This is a genomic window from Rathayibacter sp. AY1A4 (genome assembly GCF_002930955.1).
Taxonomy (GTDB): Bacteria; Actinomycetota; Actinomycetes; order Actinomycetales; family Microbacteriaceae; genus Rathayibacter.
The window spans coordinates 1-16,124 of sequence record NZ_PSTN01000012.1 but is presented as its reverse complement, the minus strand read 5'-3'; the positions used below and the strand labels follow the sequence as shown (position 1 = coordinate 16,124).

Below are 16,124 nucleotides of genomic sequence, written 5' to 3'. Positions count from 1 at the left end.
GACCCTCTAGGGTGCGGACATGCCCCGTTCCATGGCCGACCTCTCCTTCCGCCGCGCCCAGTGGGAGCAGCGCTACGCACCGCACGTGGCTCCCGTGAACCGCTGGGTCGACGAGCTGCGGAACCCCTACGGACGCGGCTGGCTGCCCTACGTCGCTCCCCTGCACGGCGGAGTGGAGGCGCGCGTGCTCAGCGTCCTCCGCGATCCCGGCCCCGCCACTCAGGACGGCGTCGGAAGCGGCTTCCTCTGCACCGAGAACGACGACCCGACGGCCGAGCTCATGGCCGGGCTGATGGACGAGGTGGGCCTCGCTCCCGTCGACCTGCTGCCGTGGAACGCCTACCCCTGGTACATCAACCAGGCGCCGAACGCCGAGCAGCTCGACGCCGGCGTCGAGACCGTCCTGCATCTGCTCGCGCTCGCCCCCGACGTCGAGGTGGTCCTCCTGCAGGGCGGCGACGCCGATCACGGCTGGCGGCGCCTCCTCAGGCGGCACCCGGCGATCGAGCGCGAGCGCGGCCTCACGGTGATCCGCACCTTCCACCCGTCACGACAGGCGCTCTGGGCACGGGATCCCGCCGAGCGGGAGGCGCGCTCCGCCCGACGTCGCGAGGCCTTCGCCGAGGTCGCCGCAGCGCTCCGGTGAGCGGCCCGTAGCCTCACGACGAGGCCCGGAAACGACGGAAGCCCTGACGACGACCAGTGGTCTCATCAGGGCTTTCCGTCGGGCTGACAGGATTTGAACCTGCGACCCCTTGACCCCCAGTCAAGTGCGCTACCAAGCTGCGCCACAGCCCGTGGCAGACCGGGCCGAGGCCCGGGCAACTCGACTACCTTAGCGGATGCCGACGCCGGAAGTGAAAACGAGCGGGCCCCGTAGACTCGCTGCGCGGAACGCGTCGGCACGGGTCGACGCGCCGTCGGCAGCTCGGGAGGCGTCAGCAGTGGATGCGCGGCAGAAGCGATCACAGGTGGCCCTGCACCGGGCCATCATCGAACTCGCGACCGGCCGCGACGTCGCCACCCTCACCGTCTCCGAGATCACGGATCTCGCCGGCGTGAACCGCTCCACCTTCTACGCCCACGCCTCCTCCGCCGCAGAACTGCTCTGCGCCGCCCTGCAGGACGAGCTCGACGCGATCCGCGAGGGCTACCTGCAGCAGCTCCGGAGCGGCGCCGCGACCGACGCGAGCATCCGCGAGGGCACCTCCCGCGTCCTCGGCCACCTGGACGGCCACCGCGACCTCTACCTCCGCGCCTTCGACGCCCCCGGCGGCGACTCGGGCCTCCGCGCGATGCTCGCGGGGCACTTCCGCACCGCCGTCTCCGCGACGCTCGACACCGGGATCCTCGACGTCCCGGCCGCGGAAGCACCGCTCGGGTTCCTCGAGGACGCGACGGCCTCGTTCCTCGCGGCGGGCTCCGTCGGCCTGATGGAGCAGTGGCTCCGCCTGCCCGAGCCCCGCGATCCCGGGAGCTACCTCGCCGCCTACCGACGGCTCCTGCCGCCGTGGTGGCCCTTCGCCACGGGCGACTGATCGGCCTCCCGGCCCTGCCGACGCCCGCTCGGAGAGACGACCGCTCGGTTCGAGGGAGGCCGCTGGGCCTTCGGCAGCACCGCGCCGCCCGTCACTCCCGCTCGCGACGAGGCCGACCCGCTCGATCGAGCCGCATCGGAGCGGCATCCGCCCCTCGACTCGACGACCGCTCCTCCCGGAGACGCGGACGGCCCGCGGGAGGAGCTCCCACGGGCCGGACACGGTGCGGCTGCGCTCAGCGCGCGCGCTTCTCGCGGACGCGCATGTTGACGTTCACCGGCGAACCCTGGAAGCCGTAGATCTCGCGCAGGCGGCGCGCGATGTAGCGGCGGTAGCCCGGGTCGAGGAACCCGGTCGTGAAGAGGACGAATGTCGGCGGGCGCGACGAGGCCTGCGTGCCGAAGAGCACGCGGGGCTGCTTGCCTCCGCGGAGGGGGTGCGGGTGCGCCGCGGTGAGCTCGGCGAGGAACGCGTTGAACTTGCCCGTCGGGATGCGCGTGTCCCACGACTCGAGGGCGAGCTCGAGCGCCGGCACGAGCTTCTCGAGGTGGCGGCCGGTGCGGGCCGAGATGTTGACGCGGGGCGCCCACGCCACGTGGGCGAGGTCGGTCTCGATCTCGCGCTCGAGGTAGCGGCGGCGCTCGTCGTCGAGGAGGTCCCACTTGTTGAAGGCGAGCACGAGCGCCCGGCCCGACTCCAGCACCAGGTCGATGATGCGGACGTCCTGCTCCGAGATCGGCTGCGAGACGTCGAGGACGACGACGGCGACCTCGGCCTTCTCGAGCGCCGTCGAGGTGCGCAGCGACGCGTAGAAGTCGGCGCCCTGCTGGAGGTGCACGCGGCGGCGGATGCCCGCGGTGTCGACGAAGCGCCAGACCTTGCCGGCGATCTCGACCTGCTCGTCGACCGGGTCGCGCGTGGTGCCGGCGAGCTCGTTGACGACGACCCGCTCCTCCCCCGCGGCCTTGTTGAGCAGGCTGGACTTGCCGACGTTCGGGCGGCCGAGGATCGCGACGCGGCGCGGTCCGCCGACCTCGCGCTTGGCGACGGCCGACTCCAGAGGCAGCTTCTCGAGCACCGCGTCGAGCAGGTCGGCGACGCCGCGGCCGTGGACGGCCGAGACGGGGCGGGGCTCGCCCAGGCCGAGCGACCACAGCGAGGCGGCGTTCGGCTCCTGGCGGGCGTCGTCCACCTTGTTGGCGGCGAGGAAGACCGGCTTCTTCGTCTTGCGCAGCAGCTTCACGACGTGCTCGTCGGTCGCGGTCGCGCCGACGTTCGCGTCGACGACGAAGATGACGGCGTCGGCGAGGTCGATGGCGATCTCGGCCTGCATGGCGACGGAGGCGTCGATGCCGCGGGCGTCGGGCTCCCAGCCGCCGGTGTCGACGATGGTGAACGCCCGGTCGATCCACTCCGCCTTGTAGGACACGCGGTCGCGCGTGACGCCCGGGGTGTCCTCGACGACGGCCTCGCGGCGGCCGAGGATGCGGTTCACCAGCGCGGACTTGCCGACGTTGGGGCGGCCCACGATCGCCACGACCGGGAGGGCGGGGAGGTAGCGGACCTCGTCCGAGTCCTCCCCGGCGAACTCGAGGAGGTCGAGGTCCTCCTCGTCGAGGTCGTAGTCCTCGAGTCCGCTCCGGAGCGCCTGCGCGCGTGAGGAGGCGAGCTGCTCGTCGAGGTCGCCGAGGCGCTCGACGAGGTCGTCGTCTCCGAAGTTCAGCTCGTCGTCACCGACGTGCGTGTCCTGTGCCATGACCGGCCCTTGCTCTCGAAGTTCGGACCTCGGCGACGACCGCGTCGACGGTCTGCTCGAAGTCGAGATGAGTGGAGTCGAGAAGAGTGACTCCTTCTGCGGCGTTCATGAAGTCGACCACCTGCGAGTCGGCGCGGTCCCTCGACCGCAGCGCCTGACCCGTCGCCTCGGCGGATTCCGTGGTGACCTCGCGCGAACGCCTGGCCATTCTAGCCTCTTCGCTCGCCGTCAGCAGGATCCGGACCGGAGCGGTCGGTGCGACGACCGTCGTGATGTCGCGGCCCTCGACGATGATGCCCTCCCGGCGCGTCTCGCCGATGATCCTCCGGAACAGCAGGGTGATCCTCCGACGGACCTCGGGGACTTTCGCCACGGCCGAGACGCGCGCGGTCACCCGGGGCTCGCGGATGGCGGCGGTCACCTCGGTCGGACCGACCCACACCGAGTACGACTCGGGGTCGGTGCCGATGGAGTAGTCGAAGCCGTCGAGCGCGTCGACGATCGCGTCCTGGTCCTCGAAGTCGAGGCCGCGGTCGAGCCCGTGCCAGGCGAGCGCGCGGTAGGCCGCTCCCGTGTCGAGGAACTCGAAGTCGAGGCGGCGGGCGGCAGCCCTCGACACGCTGGACTTGCCGCTGCCGGCCGGGCCGTCGATGGCGACCACGACGGCCTCGCCGAAGTCGCCCTGCTCGGCGGCCTCGGAGCGCGCCTCGCGCTCGGGAGCCGCGCCCCCGTCCTCCGGGATGCTCTGCTGTGCCCGGCGGGCGGGCGTCATCCTGTTCAGGCCGCCCTCCTGCCTGTTCTGCTCGGTGCTCATCCGGCGATCCTCCAGCCGCGTATGGTCAGTTCTTCGGTCAGCGGCGCGACCGCTTCGGGCACCACCGAGATCTCGGCGAGACCCACTCGACGCCCCTGCGCGTGCTCGAGGCGCACGTCCTCGAGGTTGACGCCCGCCTCGCCGATCTCCACCAGGAGCCGCGCGAGGGTTCCGGGAGAGTCGTCGACGAGGACGATCAGGGTCGAGAAGCGCTGGTCCTGGCCGTGCTTGCCGGGCAGGCGCGCCACTCCGGCGTTGCCCGCGGCGAGGTGCTCGGCGAGCACGCGGCGCGAGCCGGGCGCCTCGAGGTCGCGGAGCGCGTCGGCCACCGCAGCGACGTCGTCGCGGAAGGCGTCGAGCACCGCGACGACGTGCTCGCGGTTCGCGGCCAGGATCTGCATCCAGAGCTCGGGGGCCGAGGCCGCCAGGCGCGAGACGTCGCGGACGCCCTGCCCGGCGAGGCGGAGCGCCGCGTTCGGGGCGTCGAGGAGGCGCTGGCCGAGCAGTGACGAGATCACCTGCGGGGCGTGCGAGACGAGGCCGACCGAGAGGTCGTGCTCCTCCGGGTCCATCTCGACGATGGTGCCGCCGAGGTCGAGAGCGAGGCCCTCCACCCTTGCGAGCGCGTCGGGCGCGGTCTCGCCGTCGCGGCAGATCACCCAGGGTCTGCCGACGAAGAGGTCTCCCCGCGCGGCGACCGGTCCGCCGCGCTCGCGGCCGGCCATCGGGTGCGAGCCGATGTAGCGGGCGAGGTCGACGCCGCGGGAGCGCAGCTCGCGCAGCGGCTGGGTCTTGACGCTCGCCACGTCGGTGACGACGGCTCCGGGGTGCGCCGCGAGCTCGCGCTCGACGACGCTCGCGGTGACGTCAGGGGGGACGCAGACGACGACGACGGAGGGCCGGTCGTCGGCGGAGGCGGCGCGGCCGGCCCCGTAGTCGATGGCGAGGGAGAGGCTCGCGGGCGAGGCGTCGTCGAGGACGACGTCGATCCCGCGGGAGGCGAGGCCGAGGCCGATGGAGGCGCCGAGCAGTCCGGAGCCGACCACCCGCACCGTCCCGGTCGTCCGCATCGCGGGCGGCGCGGGGTGCAGGAGCTCGTTCACCCCGACAGCCTAGCGATCGGCGCGGCGCTGCTTGTCGGCGCCGGACCGGCGCGGAGGACCGTCGCTCCGCCCGCCGCCGGCGGAGGAGCCGCCGCGATCGGACGACCGTCCCGCCGAGCCGCCGCGGTCGGACGACCGTCCGGACGATCCGCCGCGATCCGAGGATCGCCCGGCCGAGCCGCGCTCCGCCGGGGCGACGCGCTCGCCGCTGTCAGGCCGGGGCCGCCGCGCACCCGCGCTCGCCTTCTTCGAGGGGACCGCGGGAGCGGCCGCCACCGCCTCGCCGCCCTGCCGCGCGATCGTGAGCAGCGCGCCCAGCTCCTCCCGGGTCAGGTCGCGCAGATCGCCCGAGCGCAGGGTGCCCAGGTGCAGCGGCCCGAACTGGCGCCGGACGAGCTCGATCACCGGGTGGCCGACCGCCGCCATCATCCGGCGGACGACCCGGTTGCGACCGGAGTGCAGGGTGATCTCGACGAGCGAGGCGTTCGAGCGGCCCTCCGGCCGGCCGAGGAGACGCGCCTTGTCGGCGGCCACCGGTCCGTCGTCGAGCTCGATCCCGGAGGTCAGCGTCGCGATCGTCTGCGGGAGGACCTGCCCGTGCACCTTCGCGATGTAGGTCTTCGTCACTCCGAACGACGGGTGCGCGAGGACGTGGGCGAGCTCGCCGTCGTTGGTCAGCACGAGCAGGCCCGAGGTCTCGGCGTCGAGGCGCCCGACGTTGAACAGCCGCTCCTCGAAGTTCTTCGTGTAGAGGCTGAGGTCGGTGCGTCCGTTCTCGTCCGCCAGCGAGCTGACGACGCCGATCGGCTTGTTGAGCATGACGTAGCGGCGCGAGGTGTCCAGCTGCACCGCGACCCCGTCGACCTCGATCCGGTCGGTTGCCGGATCGATGCGGCGGCCGAGCTCGTCCGCCACCTCGCCGTTGACGCGGATCCGCCGCGCCACGATCATCTCCTCGACCACTCGTCGGGAGGCGACCCCCGCTGCCGCGAGGACCTTCTGCAGTCGTTCGCCGTCGGGGCCGCTGTCAGGCGCGCTCATCGAATCCGTCTCTTCCGTCGCTCAGTAGGGGGGAGATCTTCGGCAGCTCGTCGAGCGAGGTGAGGCCGAGGTGCACGAGCAGCTGCTCGGTGGTGCCGTAGAGGACCGCGCCCGTCTCGGGGTCGTGGCCGACCTCCGCGATGAGGCCGCGGCCGAGGAGGGTGCGCGCGACGGAGTCGACGTTGACCGCGCGGATCTGCGCGACCTGACCGCGTGAGACCGGCTGCTTGTAGGCGATCACGGCGAGCGTCTCGAGCGCCGCCTGCGAGAGCCGCGTCGGGTTCTGCGTCAGGACGAAGTCCTTGACCACCGGGTCGTACTCGCGGCGCACGTAGATCCGCCAGCCGGCACCGACCTCGCGCAGCTCGAAGCCCCGGCGGATCGCTCCGTCGGCGCCGTCGTAGTCGGCGACCAGGCGCTCGATCGACTGGCGGACCACGGCGATCGGCCTCGACAGCGCGGTCGCGAGGGAGGCGAGCGGCTGCGGCTCGTCCGCGACCATCAGGATCGCCTCGATCGCCCGGTCGATCTCGAAGGCGACGGTCCCGGGGCCGGCGTCAGGAGTCATAGTCGGCTCCGAGCGCGGCGAGGCTCGCATCGCTCCACTGCTCGGCGACCCAGCGCAGCGTGAGCTCGCCGAGCGGCTCCGGCTGGTCGAACGAGATCGCGGCGTGCCGGTAGAGCTCGAGCACGGCCAGGAAGCGCGCGACGATCACGCCTTTCTCGTCGGCGTCCGCGATCAGCTCGCCGAAGGTGGCCCTCCCGCGGGCGCGCAGCATCGCCACGACGTGCGCGGCCTGCTCCCGGATGCTGATCTGCGGGGCGTGCAGGTGGTCCAGGCCCACCGTCGGCAGCTCGCGCGGAGCGAGGGCGACGGTCGCGAGGGCGGCGAAGTCGGCGGGCGACAGGGTCCAGACGAGCTCCGGCTTCGCGGACCGGTACTCCTCCTCCAGAGGCACGTCCCGCACGTGGCGGGCGGTCTCGATCGCGATCCGCTCGGCGAACCACGACGACACCTGCTTGAAGGCGCGGTACTGCAGGAGCCGGGCGAACAGCAGGTCTCGCGCCTCCAGCAGCGCCGCGTCCTCGGCGTCCACGAGCTCGCCCTGAGGCAGGAGTCCGGCGATCTTCAGGTCGAGGAGAGTCGCGGCGACGACGAGGAACTCCGACGCGCGATCCAGCCCCTCGAGCGAGTCGATCCCGTGCAGGTACGAGAGGAACTCGTCCGTCACGGCGCTCAGCGCGATCTCGGTGATGTCGACCTGCTGCTTCGCGATGAGGCTCAGCAGGAGGTCGAACGGACCCTCGAAGTTGGTCAGCGCGAGGTGGAACCCGGTGGGAGCGGCGCGCTCCTCGAGGAGGACCTCAGGCGACCGCGCCACGCGAGATCAGCTCCCTGGCGAGCTTGCGGTACGCCTTCGCGGCGTTGTGCTCGGGCGCGAACTGGGTGATCGGGACGCCGGACACGCTGGCGTCCGGGAACTTCACCGTGCGGCCGATCACCGTCTCGAGCACGCTGTCGCCGAAGGCGTCGACCACCCGGTCGAGCACCTCACGCGAGTGCAGGGTGCGGGAGTCGTACATCGTGGGCAGGATGCCGTCGAGCTCGATCACCGGGTTGAGCCGGTCGCGGACCTTGTCGATCGTCTCGATCAGCAGGGCGACGCCTCGCAGCGCGAAGAACTCGCACTCGAGCGGGATGAGGACGCCGTGGCTCGCGGTGAGCGCGTTGACCGTGAGCAGACCCAGCGAGGGCTGGCAGTCGATCAGGATGACGTCGTAGTCCGCGCTCACCTTGCGGAGCACGCGGGCGAGGATCTGCTCGCGCGCGACCTCGTTGACGAGATGGACCTCGGCGGCGGAGAGGTCGATGTTGGCCGGGATGACGTCCAGGCCCGGCACGCGGGTCCTCCGGATCGCCTCGGCCGGGTCCTTCACGGTGCCGAGGAGCAGGTCGTAGATCGTGATGGCGTCGTAGGTGGTGACCCCGAGGCCGGCCGAGAGGGCGCCCTGCGGGTCGAAGTCGATGGCCAGCACGCGGCGGCCGTACTCGGCGAGGGTCGCGCCCAGGTTGATGGTCGTCGTCGTCTTGCCGACGCCGCCCTTCTGGTTGCAGAGCGAGATGATCCGGGCGGGGCCGTGACCGGTGAGCTCCACCGGCAGCGGGAAGTCGCGCAGGGGGCGGCCGGTCGGGCCGAGCGTCGGGGCTTCGAGACCGGTGAGCTCGGCCTTGTCGTCCGTCTTGCGTGTCACCTGCGTCGTCCTCGCTTCCGTGGCGGCGTGCGCTCCCGCGCGGCCTCCGACGAGTGTACCGGCGCCCCGCTCCTCGGCCGCCGCGCCCCGCCGCGCGGGGCCGCGGCTCTAGCGCCGCGCTCGCGGGTGCGCGGACGTGTAGACGTCCCGGAGCGTGTCCGCCGTCACCAGTGTGTAGATCTGCGTCGTCGCCACCGAGGCGTGCCCGAGGAGCTCCTGCACCACGCGGACGTCGGCGCCGCCCGCGAGCAGGTGGGTCGCGAAGGAGTGCCGGAAGGTGTGCGGCGAGATCTCCCGGTCCAGCCCGGCCTTCTCGGCGACGGCGCGGATGACCAGCCAGGCGCTCTGCCGCGACAGGCGGCTCCCGCGGACCCCCAGGAAGAGCGCCGGCGTCGCGCGCCCCCTCCGCGAGAGCTCGGGCCGCGCACGGACGAGGTACTCGTCGACCGCCTCGCGGGCGAAGCGGCCGAGCGGCACCATCCGCTGCTTGGACCCCTTGCCCGTCAGCCGCACCACCTCCGCGGCGACCACGTCGTCGACGTTCAGGTCCACCGCCTCCGAGATGCGCGCGCCCGTCGCGTAGAGCAGCTCCAGCAGGGCCCGGTCCCGCAGGTCCGCGAGCTCCTCGCCGCGCGCCGCGTCGAGCAGTGCCGCCATCTGCTCGACCGTGACCGCCTTCGGCAGGGTCATCGGGATCTTCGGCGGCACCACGTCCCGGGCCACGTCGTCCGCGACGACCCCCTCCTCGAGGGCGAAGCGGTGCAGCCCTCGGACGCTCGAGAGGATCCGTGCGCGCGAGCTCGCCGCGAGCGGCCGCTCCGGGTGTGCGGCCAGCCAGGAGGAGAACTCCCCCACGTCGACCCGTCCGAGCTGCGCCAGATCGACGGTCCCGCGCTCCTCGAGCCAGCCGAGGTAGAGCTCCAGGTCGCGCCGGTAGGCCGCGAGCGTGTGCGCCGAGAGCCCGCGCTCCACGCTCGCCTGCCGGAGGTACGCCTCGGCGCAGGCGCGGGGGCTCACCCCCGGGGGTGGCGGACCCGCGGGTGGCGCGTCCACGGCGAGGACGCGTCGCCCAGCCCGTCCCAGTCGCGCGAGCGGAACGCGTGCGCCGCGAGCACCGCGATCGTCAGCGAGGGGTTCTGCACCCGGCGGGCGAGGACCGCCTCGACCGCCTCGTCCAGCGGCACCCACCGCAGCTCCATGTCGGCCTCCTCCGCCTCGCGGTCGAAGGCGGAGCCTGTGGACGAGAGCCCGCGGGCCAGGTAGATCCGGATGACCTCGTCGCTGCCGCCCGGCGAGGTCGCGAACTCCGAGAGCAGGTCCCAGCGCTCGGCCTGCAGGTCCGTCTCCTCGCCCAGCTCCCGCTGAGCGGCGACCAGCGGATCCTCGCCCTCGACGTCGAGCAGGCCGGCCGGGATCTCCCACTCGCGGGTGCGGACCGGGTGCCGGTACTGCTTGATCAGGGCGACGCGGTCCTCGTCGTCGAGGGCCAGCACCGCGACGGCTCCCGTGTGATCGAGGAACTCCCGGCGCAGCTCGCCGCCGCCGTAGCGGAACGTCTCCGCGCGGACGCCCCAGACCATCCCGTCGAAGACGCGCTCACTGGTCAGGACCTCCGGCTCGACGAGCTCGTCCGACAGCGGCTCACTCATCGGCGCCCGCCTCCGATGCCGGGAAGAGGCGCGAGGCCTCCTGGCGCTCGAGGGCGGCGGTCACGAGGCCGCGGAAGAGCGGGTGCGCGGCGTTCGGGCGCGAGCGGAGTTCCGGGTGCGCCTGCGTGCCCACGTAGTAGGGGTGCTTCTCGCGGGGCAGCTCGACGTACTCCACGAGGTGGCCGTCGGGCGAGAGGCCCGAGAACCGGAGCCCCGCCTCGGCGATCCGGTCGCGGTAGCGGTTGTTGACCTCGTAGCGGTGACGGTGGCGCTCGGCAGCCTCAGGTGCGCCGTACACCTCGGCGACGATCGAGCCCTCGGCGAGCTCGGCCGTGTAGAGGCCGAGGCGCATCGTGCCGCCCATGTCCCCGGACGCGAGGATCTCGACCTGCTCGGCCATCGTCGCGATGACGGGGAACTCCGTCTCCGGGTCGAACTCCGACGACGAGGCCCCCTCGAGGCCGGCCTCGTTGCGGGCGTACTCGATGACCATGCACTGCAGGCCGAGGCAGAGCCCGAGGGTCGGTATCCCGTTCTCCCGCGCGAAGCGCAGCGCGCCGAGCTTGCCCTCGATGCCGCGGATGCCGAAGCCGCCGGGCACGCAGATGCCGTCGAGCTCGGAGAGCGCCTTGGCCGCAGCCTCGGGGTCCTCGAGCCCGTCGGAGGCGATCCAGCGGATGGCGACCTTCGTCTGCTGCGCGAAGCCGCCGGCTCGCAGAGCCTCCGTCACGGAGAGGTAGGCGTCGGGCAGGTCGATGTACTTCCCGACCAGGCCGATGGTGACCTCGTGCTTGGGCTCGTGCACGGCCTCGAGCAGTCGCGACCAGCCGTCCCAGACGACCTCGCCGGCCGGGAGGCCCAGCTGGTCGATGATGTAGGCGTCGAGGCCCTGCTCGTTGAGCATCTGCGGGATCTCGTAGATCGACGCGACGTCCTTGGCGTTGACCACGGCCTGCTCGTCGACGTCGCACATCAGCGCGATCTTGCGCTTGTTCGACTCCGACACGGGCCGGTCGCTCCGCAGCACCAGCGCGTCCGGCTGGATGCCGATCGAGCGCAGCGCCGCGACGGAGTGCTGGGTGGGCTTGGTCTTCTGCTCGCCGGAGGCGCCCATGAAGGGCACCAGCGAGACGTGCACGAAGAAGACGTTGCGGCGGCCGAGCTCGTGGCGGACCTGGCGGGCCGACTCGATGAACGGCTGGCTCTCGATGTCGCCGACGGTGCCGCCGATCTCGGTGATGATGACGTCCGGCTGCGGGTCGTCCTCCGACTGGAGGCGCATGCGCCGCTTGATCTCGTCCGTGATGTGCGGGATGACCTGGACCGTGTCGCCGAGGTACTCGCCGGCGCGCTCCCGCGCGATGACCCGCGAGTAGATCTGGCCGGTCGTGACGTTCGCGGCCTGGTTCAGGTTGATGTCGAGGAAGCGCTCGTAGTGGCCGATGTCGAGATCGGTCTCGGCGCCGTCGTCGGTCACGAAGACCTCGCCGTGCTGGAACGGGTTCATCGTCCCCGGGTCCACGTTGAGGTACGGGTCGAGCTTCTGCATGACGACGCGCAGCCCGCGCGCGGTCAGCAGGTTGCCCAGGCTCGCGGCCGTGAGTCCCTTGCCGAGCGAGGAGACGACACCGCCGGTGACGAAGATGTGCTTCGTGATCTTCGAGGGGGCGTCCTGCCCGGCCGTCGAAGCGTTCCGGGTCGAGGACCCGGAGGAGCCCTCGGGATCCGAGGGAGAAGAAGAGGAAAGGCCCGCGTTCGTAAAGTCCACCACGGGGTTCCACCGTAACAGCAGAACGGCGGCGGCGGACCGCCCGGGACGGATCGATGTCGTCCCGGGCCGCTCGCGATCAGCCCCGCCGACTCGATTCGAGGAGCTCCCGCGCATGAGCGAGAGCGTTGGCGGAGTCGGTGAGCCCCGAGAGCAGGCGCGCCATCTCGGACACCCGCTCCTCGGAGTCGAGCTGCGTCACGGCGCTCGAGGTCACCGCGCCGTCCGAGCCCTTCTCGACGCGGAGGTGGTTCGTGGCGAATGCGGCGACCTGCGCGAGGTGGGTCACCACGATGACCTGCGACGTCTCGGCGAGCCGCGCGAGCCGTCGGCCGATCTCGATCGCCGCCGCTCCGCCGACCCCTGCGTCGACCTCGTCGAAGACGAACGTCGGCACGGGGTCGTTGGCGGCGACCACGACCTCGATCGCGAGCATCACCCGCGAGAGCTCGCCTCCCGAGGCTCCGCGGGCGAGGGGCCGGGGTGCGGCCCCGGTGTGCGGCTGGAGCAGCATCTCGACGGAGTCGCGCCCGTGGACGCTCGGCTCCCCCGCGGCCGTCACCTTCACGTGCAGGCGCGCATCCGCCATGGCCAGCGCGGTGAGCTCGTCGCTGACCCGCTCCCCCAGCTCGGCGGCCGCCGCGGTCCGCAGCTCGGTCAGCCGGGTCGCGAGGCGGTCGACGAGGTCCGCGTCGGCCGCGGTGTCGGCCTCGAGAGCCGCGATCCTCTCGTCGTCGCCGTCGAGCTCGAGCAGGCGGAGTCCGGAGGAGTCCACCAGGTCGAGCACGTCGTCCAGGGTCGGTCCGTAGGTGCGGGCGAGCAGAGACAGCTCCGCCCGCCGGTTCTCGATCAGCTCCAGGTCGTGCGCGCCGTCGAGGTCGAGCTCCGCCAGGTAGGAGGAGAGCCCGCCGGCGGCGTCGACGAGGAGCACCGCCGCCTCGCCGAGCGTCTGGACCGTCGGCTGCAGGGCGGCGTCGTGCTCGGCCGCCCGCTCCAGCACGCGCCGCGCCGTCTCGAGGAGCCCGAGCGCGTCCCGCCCGTCCAGCTCCTCGGACGAGATCGCCTCGCGGGCCTCGCCGGCGGCGAGCCGGAGCTGCTCGATGCTCCCGAGCCGGGCGGACTGCGCCGCGAGCTCGACGTCCTCCCCGCGCTGGGGGGCGACCACCTCGATCTCGGCGAGGGCGGAGCGGAGCCGTTCGGCTTCGCGGGCGCGCGTCTCCCGGGCCTCGGTGAGCGAGTCGAGCTCCTCCCGGTTGGCCCGCCAGCGCTCGAAGGCGCTCGCGTAGTCGCGGAGGGCGTCGGCGAGACCGGGTCCGCCGAACCGGTCGAGCGCCTCACGCTGCGCCGCGGCGGAGCGGAGGCGGATCTGGTCCGACTGCCCGTGCACGACGACCAGCTGATCGGCGAGCTCGCTCAGCACGCTGACCGGTGCGCTCCGGCCGCCGACGACGGCTCGCCCGCGTCCCTCCGCCGAGACCGAGCGCGCGAGGAGCAGCTCCGGGCCGTCGAGATCGCCGCCGGCGTCGTGGACCCGCTCGGCGACCGGGCCCCGCTCTGGGACCAGCCAGCGCCCCGACACCCAGGCCTGCTTCGCTCCCGAGCGCACCGCGGACGCGTCAGAGCGCGCGCCCAGCACGAGGCCGAGCGCCGTGACCACCATCGTCTTGCCGGCGCCGGTCTCGCCGGTGACCGCGGTGAAGCCCGGTCCGAGCGGGAGCGTCGCCTCGGCGATCACTCCGAGGTCGCGGATCTGCAGCTCTTCGAGCATCGGGCCTTACTCCGTCTCCGCCGACCCCCGCCATCCGCGGATGGGGAGACCGAACTTGTGCACGAGTCGATCGGTGAAGGGGGCGTCGTGCAGGCGCGCGAAGCGCACGGGCACGGGCGAGCGACGGTAGACGACGCGCGCTCCCGGCGGCAGCTCGTAGGCGCGCCGGCCGTCGGCCCAGAGGACGCCGACGCCGTCGGTCCTCTCCTTGACCTCGACGGCGAGGCTCGACGACGGACCCACGACGAGGGGCCGTGCGAAGAGCGCATGGGCACTGAGCGGAACGAGGAGCATCGCCTCGACGGTCGGCCACACGACGGGGCCGCCCCCGGAGAAGGCGTAAGCGGTGGAACCGGTCGGAGTGGACACGACGATGCCGTCGCAGCCGAAGCTCGACAGCGGACGTCCGTCGACGCCCACCATGACCTCGAGCATCCGCTCGCGACTGCCCTTCTCGACGGTGGCCTCGTTGAGCGCCCAGGTCTCGTAGACGACGGCCTCGTCGATCTTGACGCGCACCTGCAAGGTCATCCGCTCCTCGACCGCGTAGTCGCCGTCGAGCGCACGGGCGACCGCGTCGTCGAGATCGTCCCGCTCGCTCTCGGCGAGGAACCCGACGTGGCCGAGGTTCACGCCGAGCAGAGGGGCCGTCCCGGACCGGACGATCTCCGCCGCGCGGAGGATGGTCCCGTCCCCGCCGAGCACGAACACGAGCTCGATGGACTCGAGCGGCACGTCGGACCCGAGCACGGCGACGTCGCTCAGATCCGGAGCGACCGCGACGATGTCGCCCTTGTCGTCGGCGCAGAGGACGGGGTGGGCGCCGGAGTTCCGGAGACGCTCGACGACGAGGACCGCCGCATCGAGGGAGTCCGTCCGTCCGGTGTGGGCGACGACGAGGATGTTGCGCTCGTCACGAGGGGACTGCATCGAGGGTGTGTCCTTCTGGTCGGTCGACAGCGGCGGACACGATCGCGTCACCCGGTGGTGAGCGCGGTGACCGCGTCCCTCCATTCTGTCGGAATCGTTCCGCGGTCGCGGTGGAGGTGCGCCAGATACTCGCGATTCCCAGCGCCCCCCGGGAGTGGCGACTCGGCCAGCCCGACGACGCCGAGCCCCAGGTCCCACGCCGACCACAGGACGTCCGAGAGGGCCTCGCGACGCAGCTCGGGATCCCGGACGATCCCCTCCCGCACTCCCAAGCGGCCGACCTCGAACTGCGGCTTCACCAGCACCACGAAGTCGGCGAGCGGATCCACAGAGGCGGCGACCGGAGGCAGAACCATCCGCAGGGAGATGAAGGAAACGTCGGACACGACCAGGTCCGGCACGATCTCGGTCCTGGCGGCTTCGGCGAGCCGGGCGGCGGTGAGATCCCGCGCATTGAACCCCTCCACCACGTGGACGCGATCGTCGGACCGGATCCGGGGAGCGAGCTGCGCGTGCCCGACGTCGAGGGCGATCACCGAGGCGGCGCCGCGCTCGAGCAGGACCTGCGAGAACCCGCCCGTCGACGCCCCGACGTCGAGAGCGTTCCGGCCGCCGACTCGCACCGTCACGAAGGTGTCGAGGGCGGCGAGCAGCTTGTGGGCGGCCCGGCTGACGTAGTGGTCGAGGCCGGCGACCGCGACGTCCTGATCGTCGCGGACGCGGATCGAGGGCTTCAGTGCAGGGACACCGTCCACCGTCACCAGACCGTCGGCGATCATCCGAGCGGCATGGGTGCGGGACCGGGCGATGCCCCGCTCGGCGAGAGCCGAGTCGAGTCGCGAGTCGTCGGTCATCGGTCGCGGTCCGCGTTCTCGAGTCGGATGCGCAGCTGCTCCTGCAGCTGGACGTATCCGGCTGCCCTCTCATTGAGCGCAGCCTGCTCGATCCGGAGGAGCTCGTCTGACAGGACGTGTTCCTCCACGACGTCGAAGCCGTTCTGGAGCGGCCTCGATTCCGGAGAGGGCGTCGGGTCGTGCTGAGTCATCGCTGCTCCTCGTTCCGGAGTCGGGCGACGACGGTCATCGTCGCTCCAGCCGGCCCTGTTCCTCCTCGAACAGAGACCGACCGGTTAAACAGCGATGGCCACCCATTTCTGGGTGGCCATCGTGAATGGTGTCCGGCGGTGTCCTACTCTCCCACAGGGTCCCCCCTGCAGTACCATCGGCGCTGAGAGTCTTAGCTTCCGGGTTCGGAATGTGACCGGGCGTTTCCCTCTCGCTATGGCCGCCGTAACCCTGGCGACACACGCACCCGAGGGCACATGGTCAAATCTGGGTTACACGCCGTGCGTGTATTCAATTGTTCCGCTCCTCCCGAAGGAGGATGCGGGGTGCCCGTCTTCTGAGAACCACAAAGTGGACGCAAGCAATCTCTGACCACTCCTACCAGCCTTTACAACAGTATGAGTGTAGTGATTATCAAGTTATCGGCTTATTAGTACCGG

15 protein-coding genes, 1 tRNA gene, 1 rRNA gene and 1 pseudogene are annotated in these 16,124 nt (G+C 72.0%); 2 read left to right on the top strand and 16 right to left on the bottom strand.

The window, feature by feature from the left end; all coding sequences use genetic code 11:
- The first annotated feature begins 19 nt into the window (after nt 1–19).
- The gene (locus C5B92_RS17670) at nt 20–646 is read left to right on the top strand and encodes a uracil-DNA glycosylase (protein ID WP_104350296.1); all 627 of its coding nucleotides are present in this window, start codon (nt 20–22) and stop codon (nt 644–646) included.
- Nucleotides 647–724: 78 nt separating this feature from the next.
- Here the strand turns inward: C5B92_RS17670 and C5B92_RS08850 are convergent.
- Nucleotides 725–798: transfer RNA gene (locus tag C5B92_RS08850), tRNA-Pro, on the bottom strand.
- A gap of 173 nt (nt 799–971) precedes the next feature.
- Here C5B92_RS08850 and C5B92_RS08845 point away from each other — a divergent pair.
- Complete coding sequence (locus C5B92_RS08845) at nt 972–1,538, top strand: TetR/AcrR family transcriptional regulator (protein ID WP_104350295.1); 567 nt, start codon at nt 972–974, stop codon at nt 1,536–1,538.
- 235 nt (nt 1,539–1,773) lie between these two features.
- Here C5B92_RS08845 and der read toward each other — a convergent pair whose 3' ends face one another.
- From der to rrf, 15 genes and pseudogenes are all read right to left on the bottom strand, one after another.
- Complete coding sequence (gene der, locus C5B92_RS08840; protein WP_104222506.1) at nt 1,774–3,294, bottom strand: ribosome biogenesis GTPase Der; 1,521 nt, start codon at nt 3,292–3,294, stop codon at nt 1,774–1,776.
- Nucleotides 3,269–4,108, bottom strand: a complete 840-nt coding sequence (gene cmk / locus C5B92_RS08835; protein ID WP_244229618.1) for a (d)CMP kinase — start codon at nt 4,106–4,108, stop codon at nt 3,269–3,271. Before cmk ends, der begins: the two co-directional genes overlap by 26 nt.
- Nucleotides 4,105–5,178 carry a prephenate dehydrogenase gene (locus C5B92_RS08830; protein ID WP_104222605.1) on the bottom strand — a complete coding sequence of 358 codons (1,074 nt, stop codon included), beginning with the start codon at nt 5,176–5,178 and terminating at the stop codon, nt 4,105–4,107. Before C5B92_RS08830 ends, cmk begins: the two co-directional genes overlap by 4 nt.
- A gap of 303 nt (nt 5,179–5,481) precedes the next feature.
- Nucleotides 5,482–6,252: pseudogene (locus C5B92_RS08825) on the bottom strand (pseudouridine synthase); the annotation flags it as partial.
- Nucleotides 6,239–6,820, bottom strand: a complete 582-nt coding sequence (gene scpB, locus C5B92_RS08820; protein ID WP_104238575.1) for an SMC-Scp complex subunit ScpB — start codon at nt 6,818–6,820, stop codon at nt 6,239–6,241. The gene scpB and the pseudogene C5B92_RS08825, both read right to left, overlap by 14 nt.
- On the bottom strand, nt 6,810–7,634 hold the full coding sequence (locus C5B92_RS08815; protein WP_104267431.1) for a ScpA family protein: 825 nt from the start codon (nt 7,632–7,634) through the stop codon (nt 6,810–6,812). Before C5B92_RS08815 ends, scpB begins: the two co-directional genes overlap by 11 nt.
- The gene (locus tag C5B92_RS08810) at nt 7,618–8,505 is read right to left on the bottom strand and encodes a ParA family protein (protein ID WP_104222502.1); all 888 of its coding nucleotides are present in this window, start codon (nt 8,503–8,505) and stop codon (nt 7,618–7,620) included. Before C5B92_RS08810 ends, C5B92_RS08815 begins: the two co-directional genes overlap by 17 nt.
- Before the next feature lie 108 nt (nt 8,506–8,613).
- Nucleotides 8,614–9,522, bottom strand: coding sequence for a site-specific tyrosine recombinase XerD (gene xerD / locus C5B92_RS08805; RefSeq protein WP_104350294.1), 909 nt, complete (start codon nt 9,520–9,522; stop codon nt 8,614–8,616).
- Complete coding sequence (locus tag C5B92_RS08800; RefSeq protein ID WP_104233392.1) at nt 9,519–10,154, bottom strand: NUDIX hydrolase; 636 nt, start codon at nt 10,152–10,154, stop codon at nt 9,519–9,521. Before C5B92_RS08800 ends, xerD begins: the two co-directional genes overlap by 4 nt.
- Nucleotides 10,147–11,811, bottom strand: a complete 1,665-nt coding sequence (locus C5B92_RS08795) for a CTP synthase (protein ID WP_104319010.1) — start codon at nt 11,809–11,811, stop codon at nt 10,147–10,149. Before C5B92_RS08795 ends, C5B92_RS08800 begins: the two co-directional genes overlap by 8 nt.
- A gap of 190 nt (nt 11,812–12,001) precedes the next feature.
- Nucleotides 12,002–13,690, bottom strand: a complete 1,689-nt coding sequence (recN, locus tag C5B92_RS08790) for a DNA repair protein RecN (RefSeq protein ID WP_104350293.1) — start codon at nt 13,688–13,690, stop codon at nt 12,002–12,004.
- Nucleotides 13,691–13,696: 6 nt separating this feature from the next.
- Nucleotides 13,697–14,620, bottom strand: coding sequence for an NAD kinase (locus C5B92_RS08785; RefSeq protein WP_104222498.1), 924 nt, complete (start codon nt 14,618–14,620; stop codon nt 13,697–13,699).
- Between the two features lie 47 nt (nt 14,621–14,667).
- Nucleotides 14,668–15,474, bottom strand: coding sequence for a TlyA family RNA methyltransferase (locus C5B92_RS08780; protein WP_104255450.1), 807 nt, complete (start codon nt 15,472–15,474; stop codon nt 14,668–14,670).
- The gene (locus tag C5B92_RS08775) at nt 15,471–15,665 is read right to left on the bottom strand and encodes a hypothetical protein (protein ID WP_104255449.1); all 195 of its coding nucleotides are present in this window, start codon (nt 15,663–15,665) and stop codon (nt 15,471–15,473) included. Before C5B92_RS08775 ends, C5B92_RS08780 begins: the two co-directional genes overlap by 4 nt.
- Nucleotides 15,666–15,795: 130 nt before the next feature.
- Nucleotides 15,796–15,912, bottom strand: a 5S ribosomal RNA gene (rrf, locus tag C5B92_RS08770).
- Between the last annotated feature and the right edge of the window lie 212 nt (nt 15,913–16,124).

Bases quoted from the DNA above. Each gene is read 5' to 3' on its own strand.
- C5B92_RS08780 (WP_104255450.1), bottom strand. From the start codon at position 15,474: ATGACCGACGACTCGCGACTCGACTCGGCTCTCGCCGAGCGGGGCATC.
- C5B92_RS08785 (WP_104222498.1), bottom strand. From the start codon at position 14,620: ATGCAGTCCCCTCGTGACGAGCGCAACATCCTCGTCGTCGCCCACACC.
- der (WP_104222506.1), bottom strand. From the start codon at position 3,294: ATGGCACAGGACACGCACGTCGGTGACGACGAGCTGAACTTCGGAGAC.
- C5B92_RS08800 (WP_104233392.1), bottom strand. From the start codon at position 10,154: ATGAGTGAGCCGCTGTCGGACGAGCTCGTCGAGCCGGAGGTCCTGACC.
- C5B92_RS08830 (WP_104222605.1), bottom strand. From the start codon at position 5,178: ATGCGGACGACCGGGACGGTGCGGGTGGTCGGCTCCGGACTGCTCGGC.
- recN (WP_104350293.1), bottom strand. From the start codon at position 13,690: ATGCTCGAAGAGCTGCAGATCCGCGACCTCGGAGTGATCGCCGAGGCG.
- scpB (WP_104238575.1), bottom strand. From the start codon at position 6,820: ATGACTCCTGACGCCGGCCCCGGGACCGTCGCCTTCGAGATCGACCGG.
- C5B92_RS08775 (WP_104255449.1), bottom strand. From the start codon at position 15,665: ATGACTCAGCACGACCCGACGCCCTCTCCGGAATCGAGGCCGCTCCAG.
- C5B92_RS17670 (WP_104350296.1), top strand. From the start codon at position 20: ATGCCCCGTTCCATGGCCGACCTCTCCTTCCGCCGCGCCCAGTGGGAG.
- cmk (WP_244229618.1), bottom strand. From the start codon at position 4,108: ATGAGCACCGAGCAGAACAGGCAGGAGGGCGGCCTGAACAGGATGACG.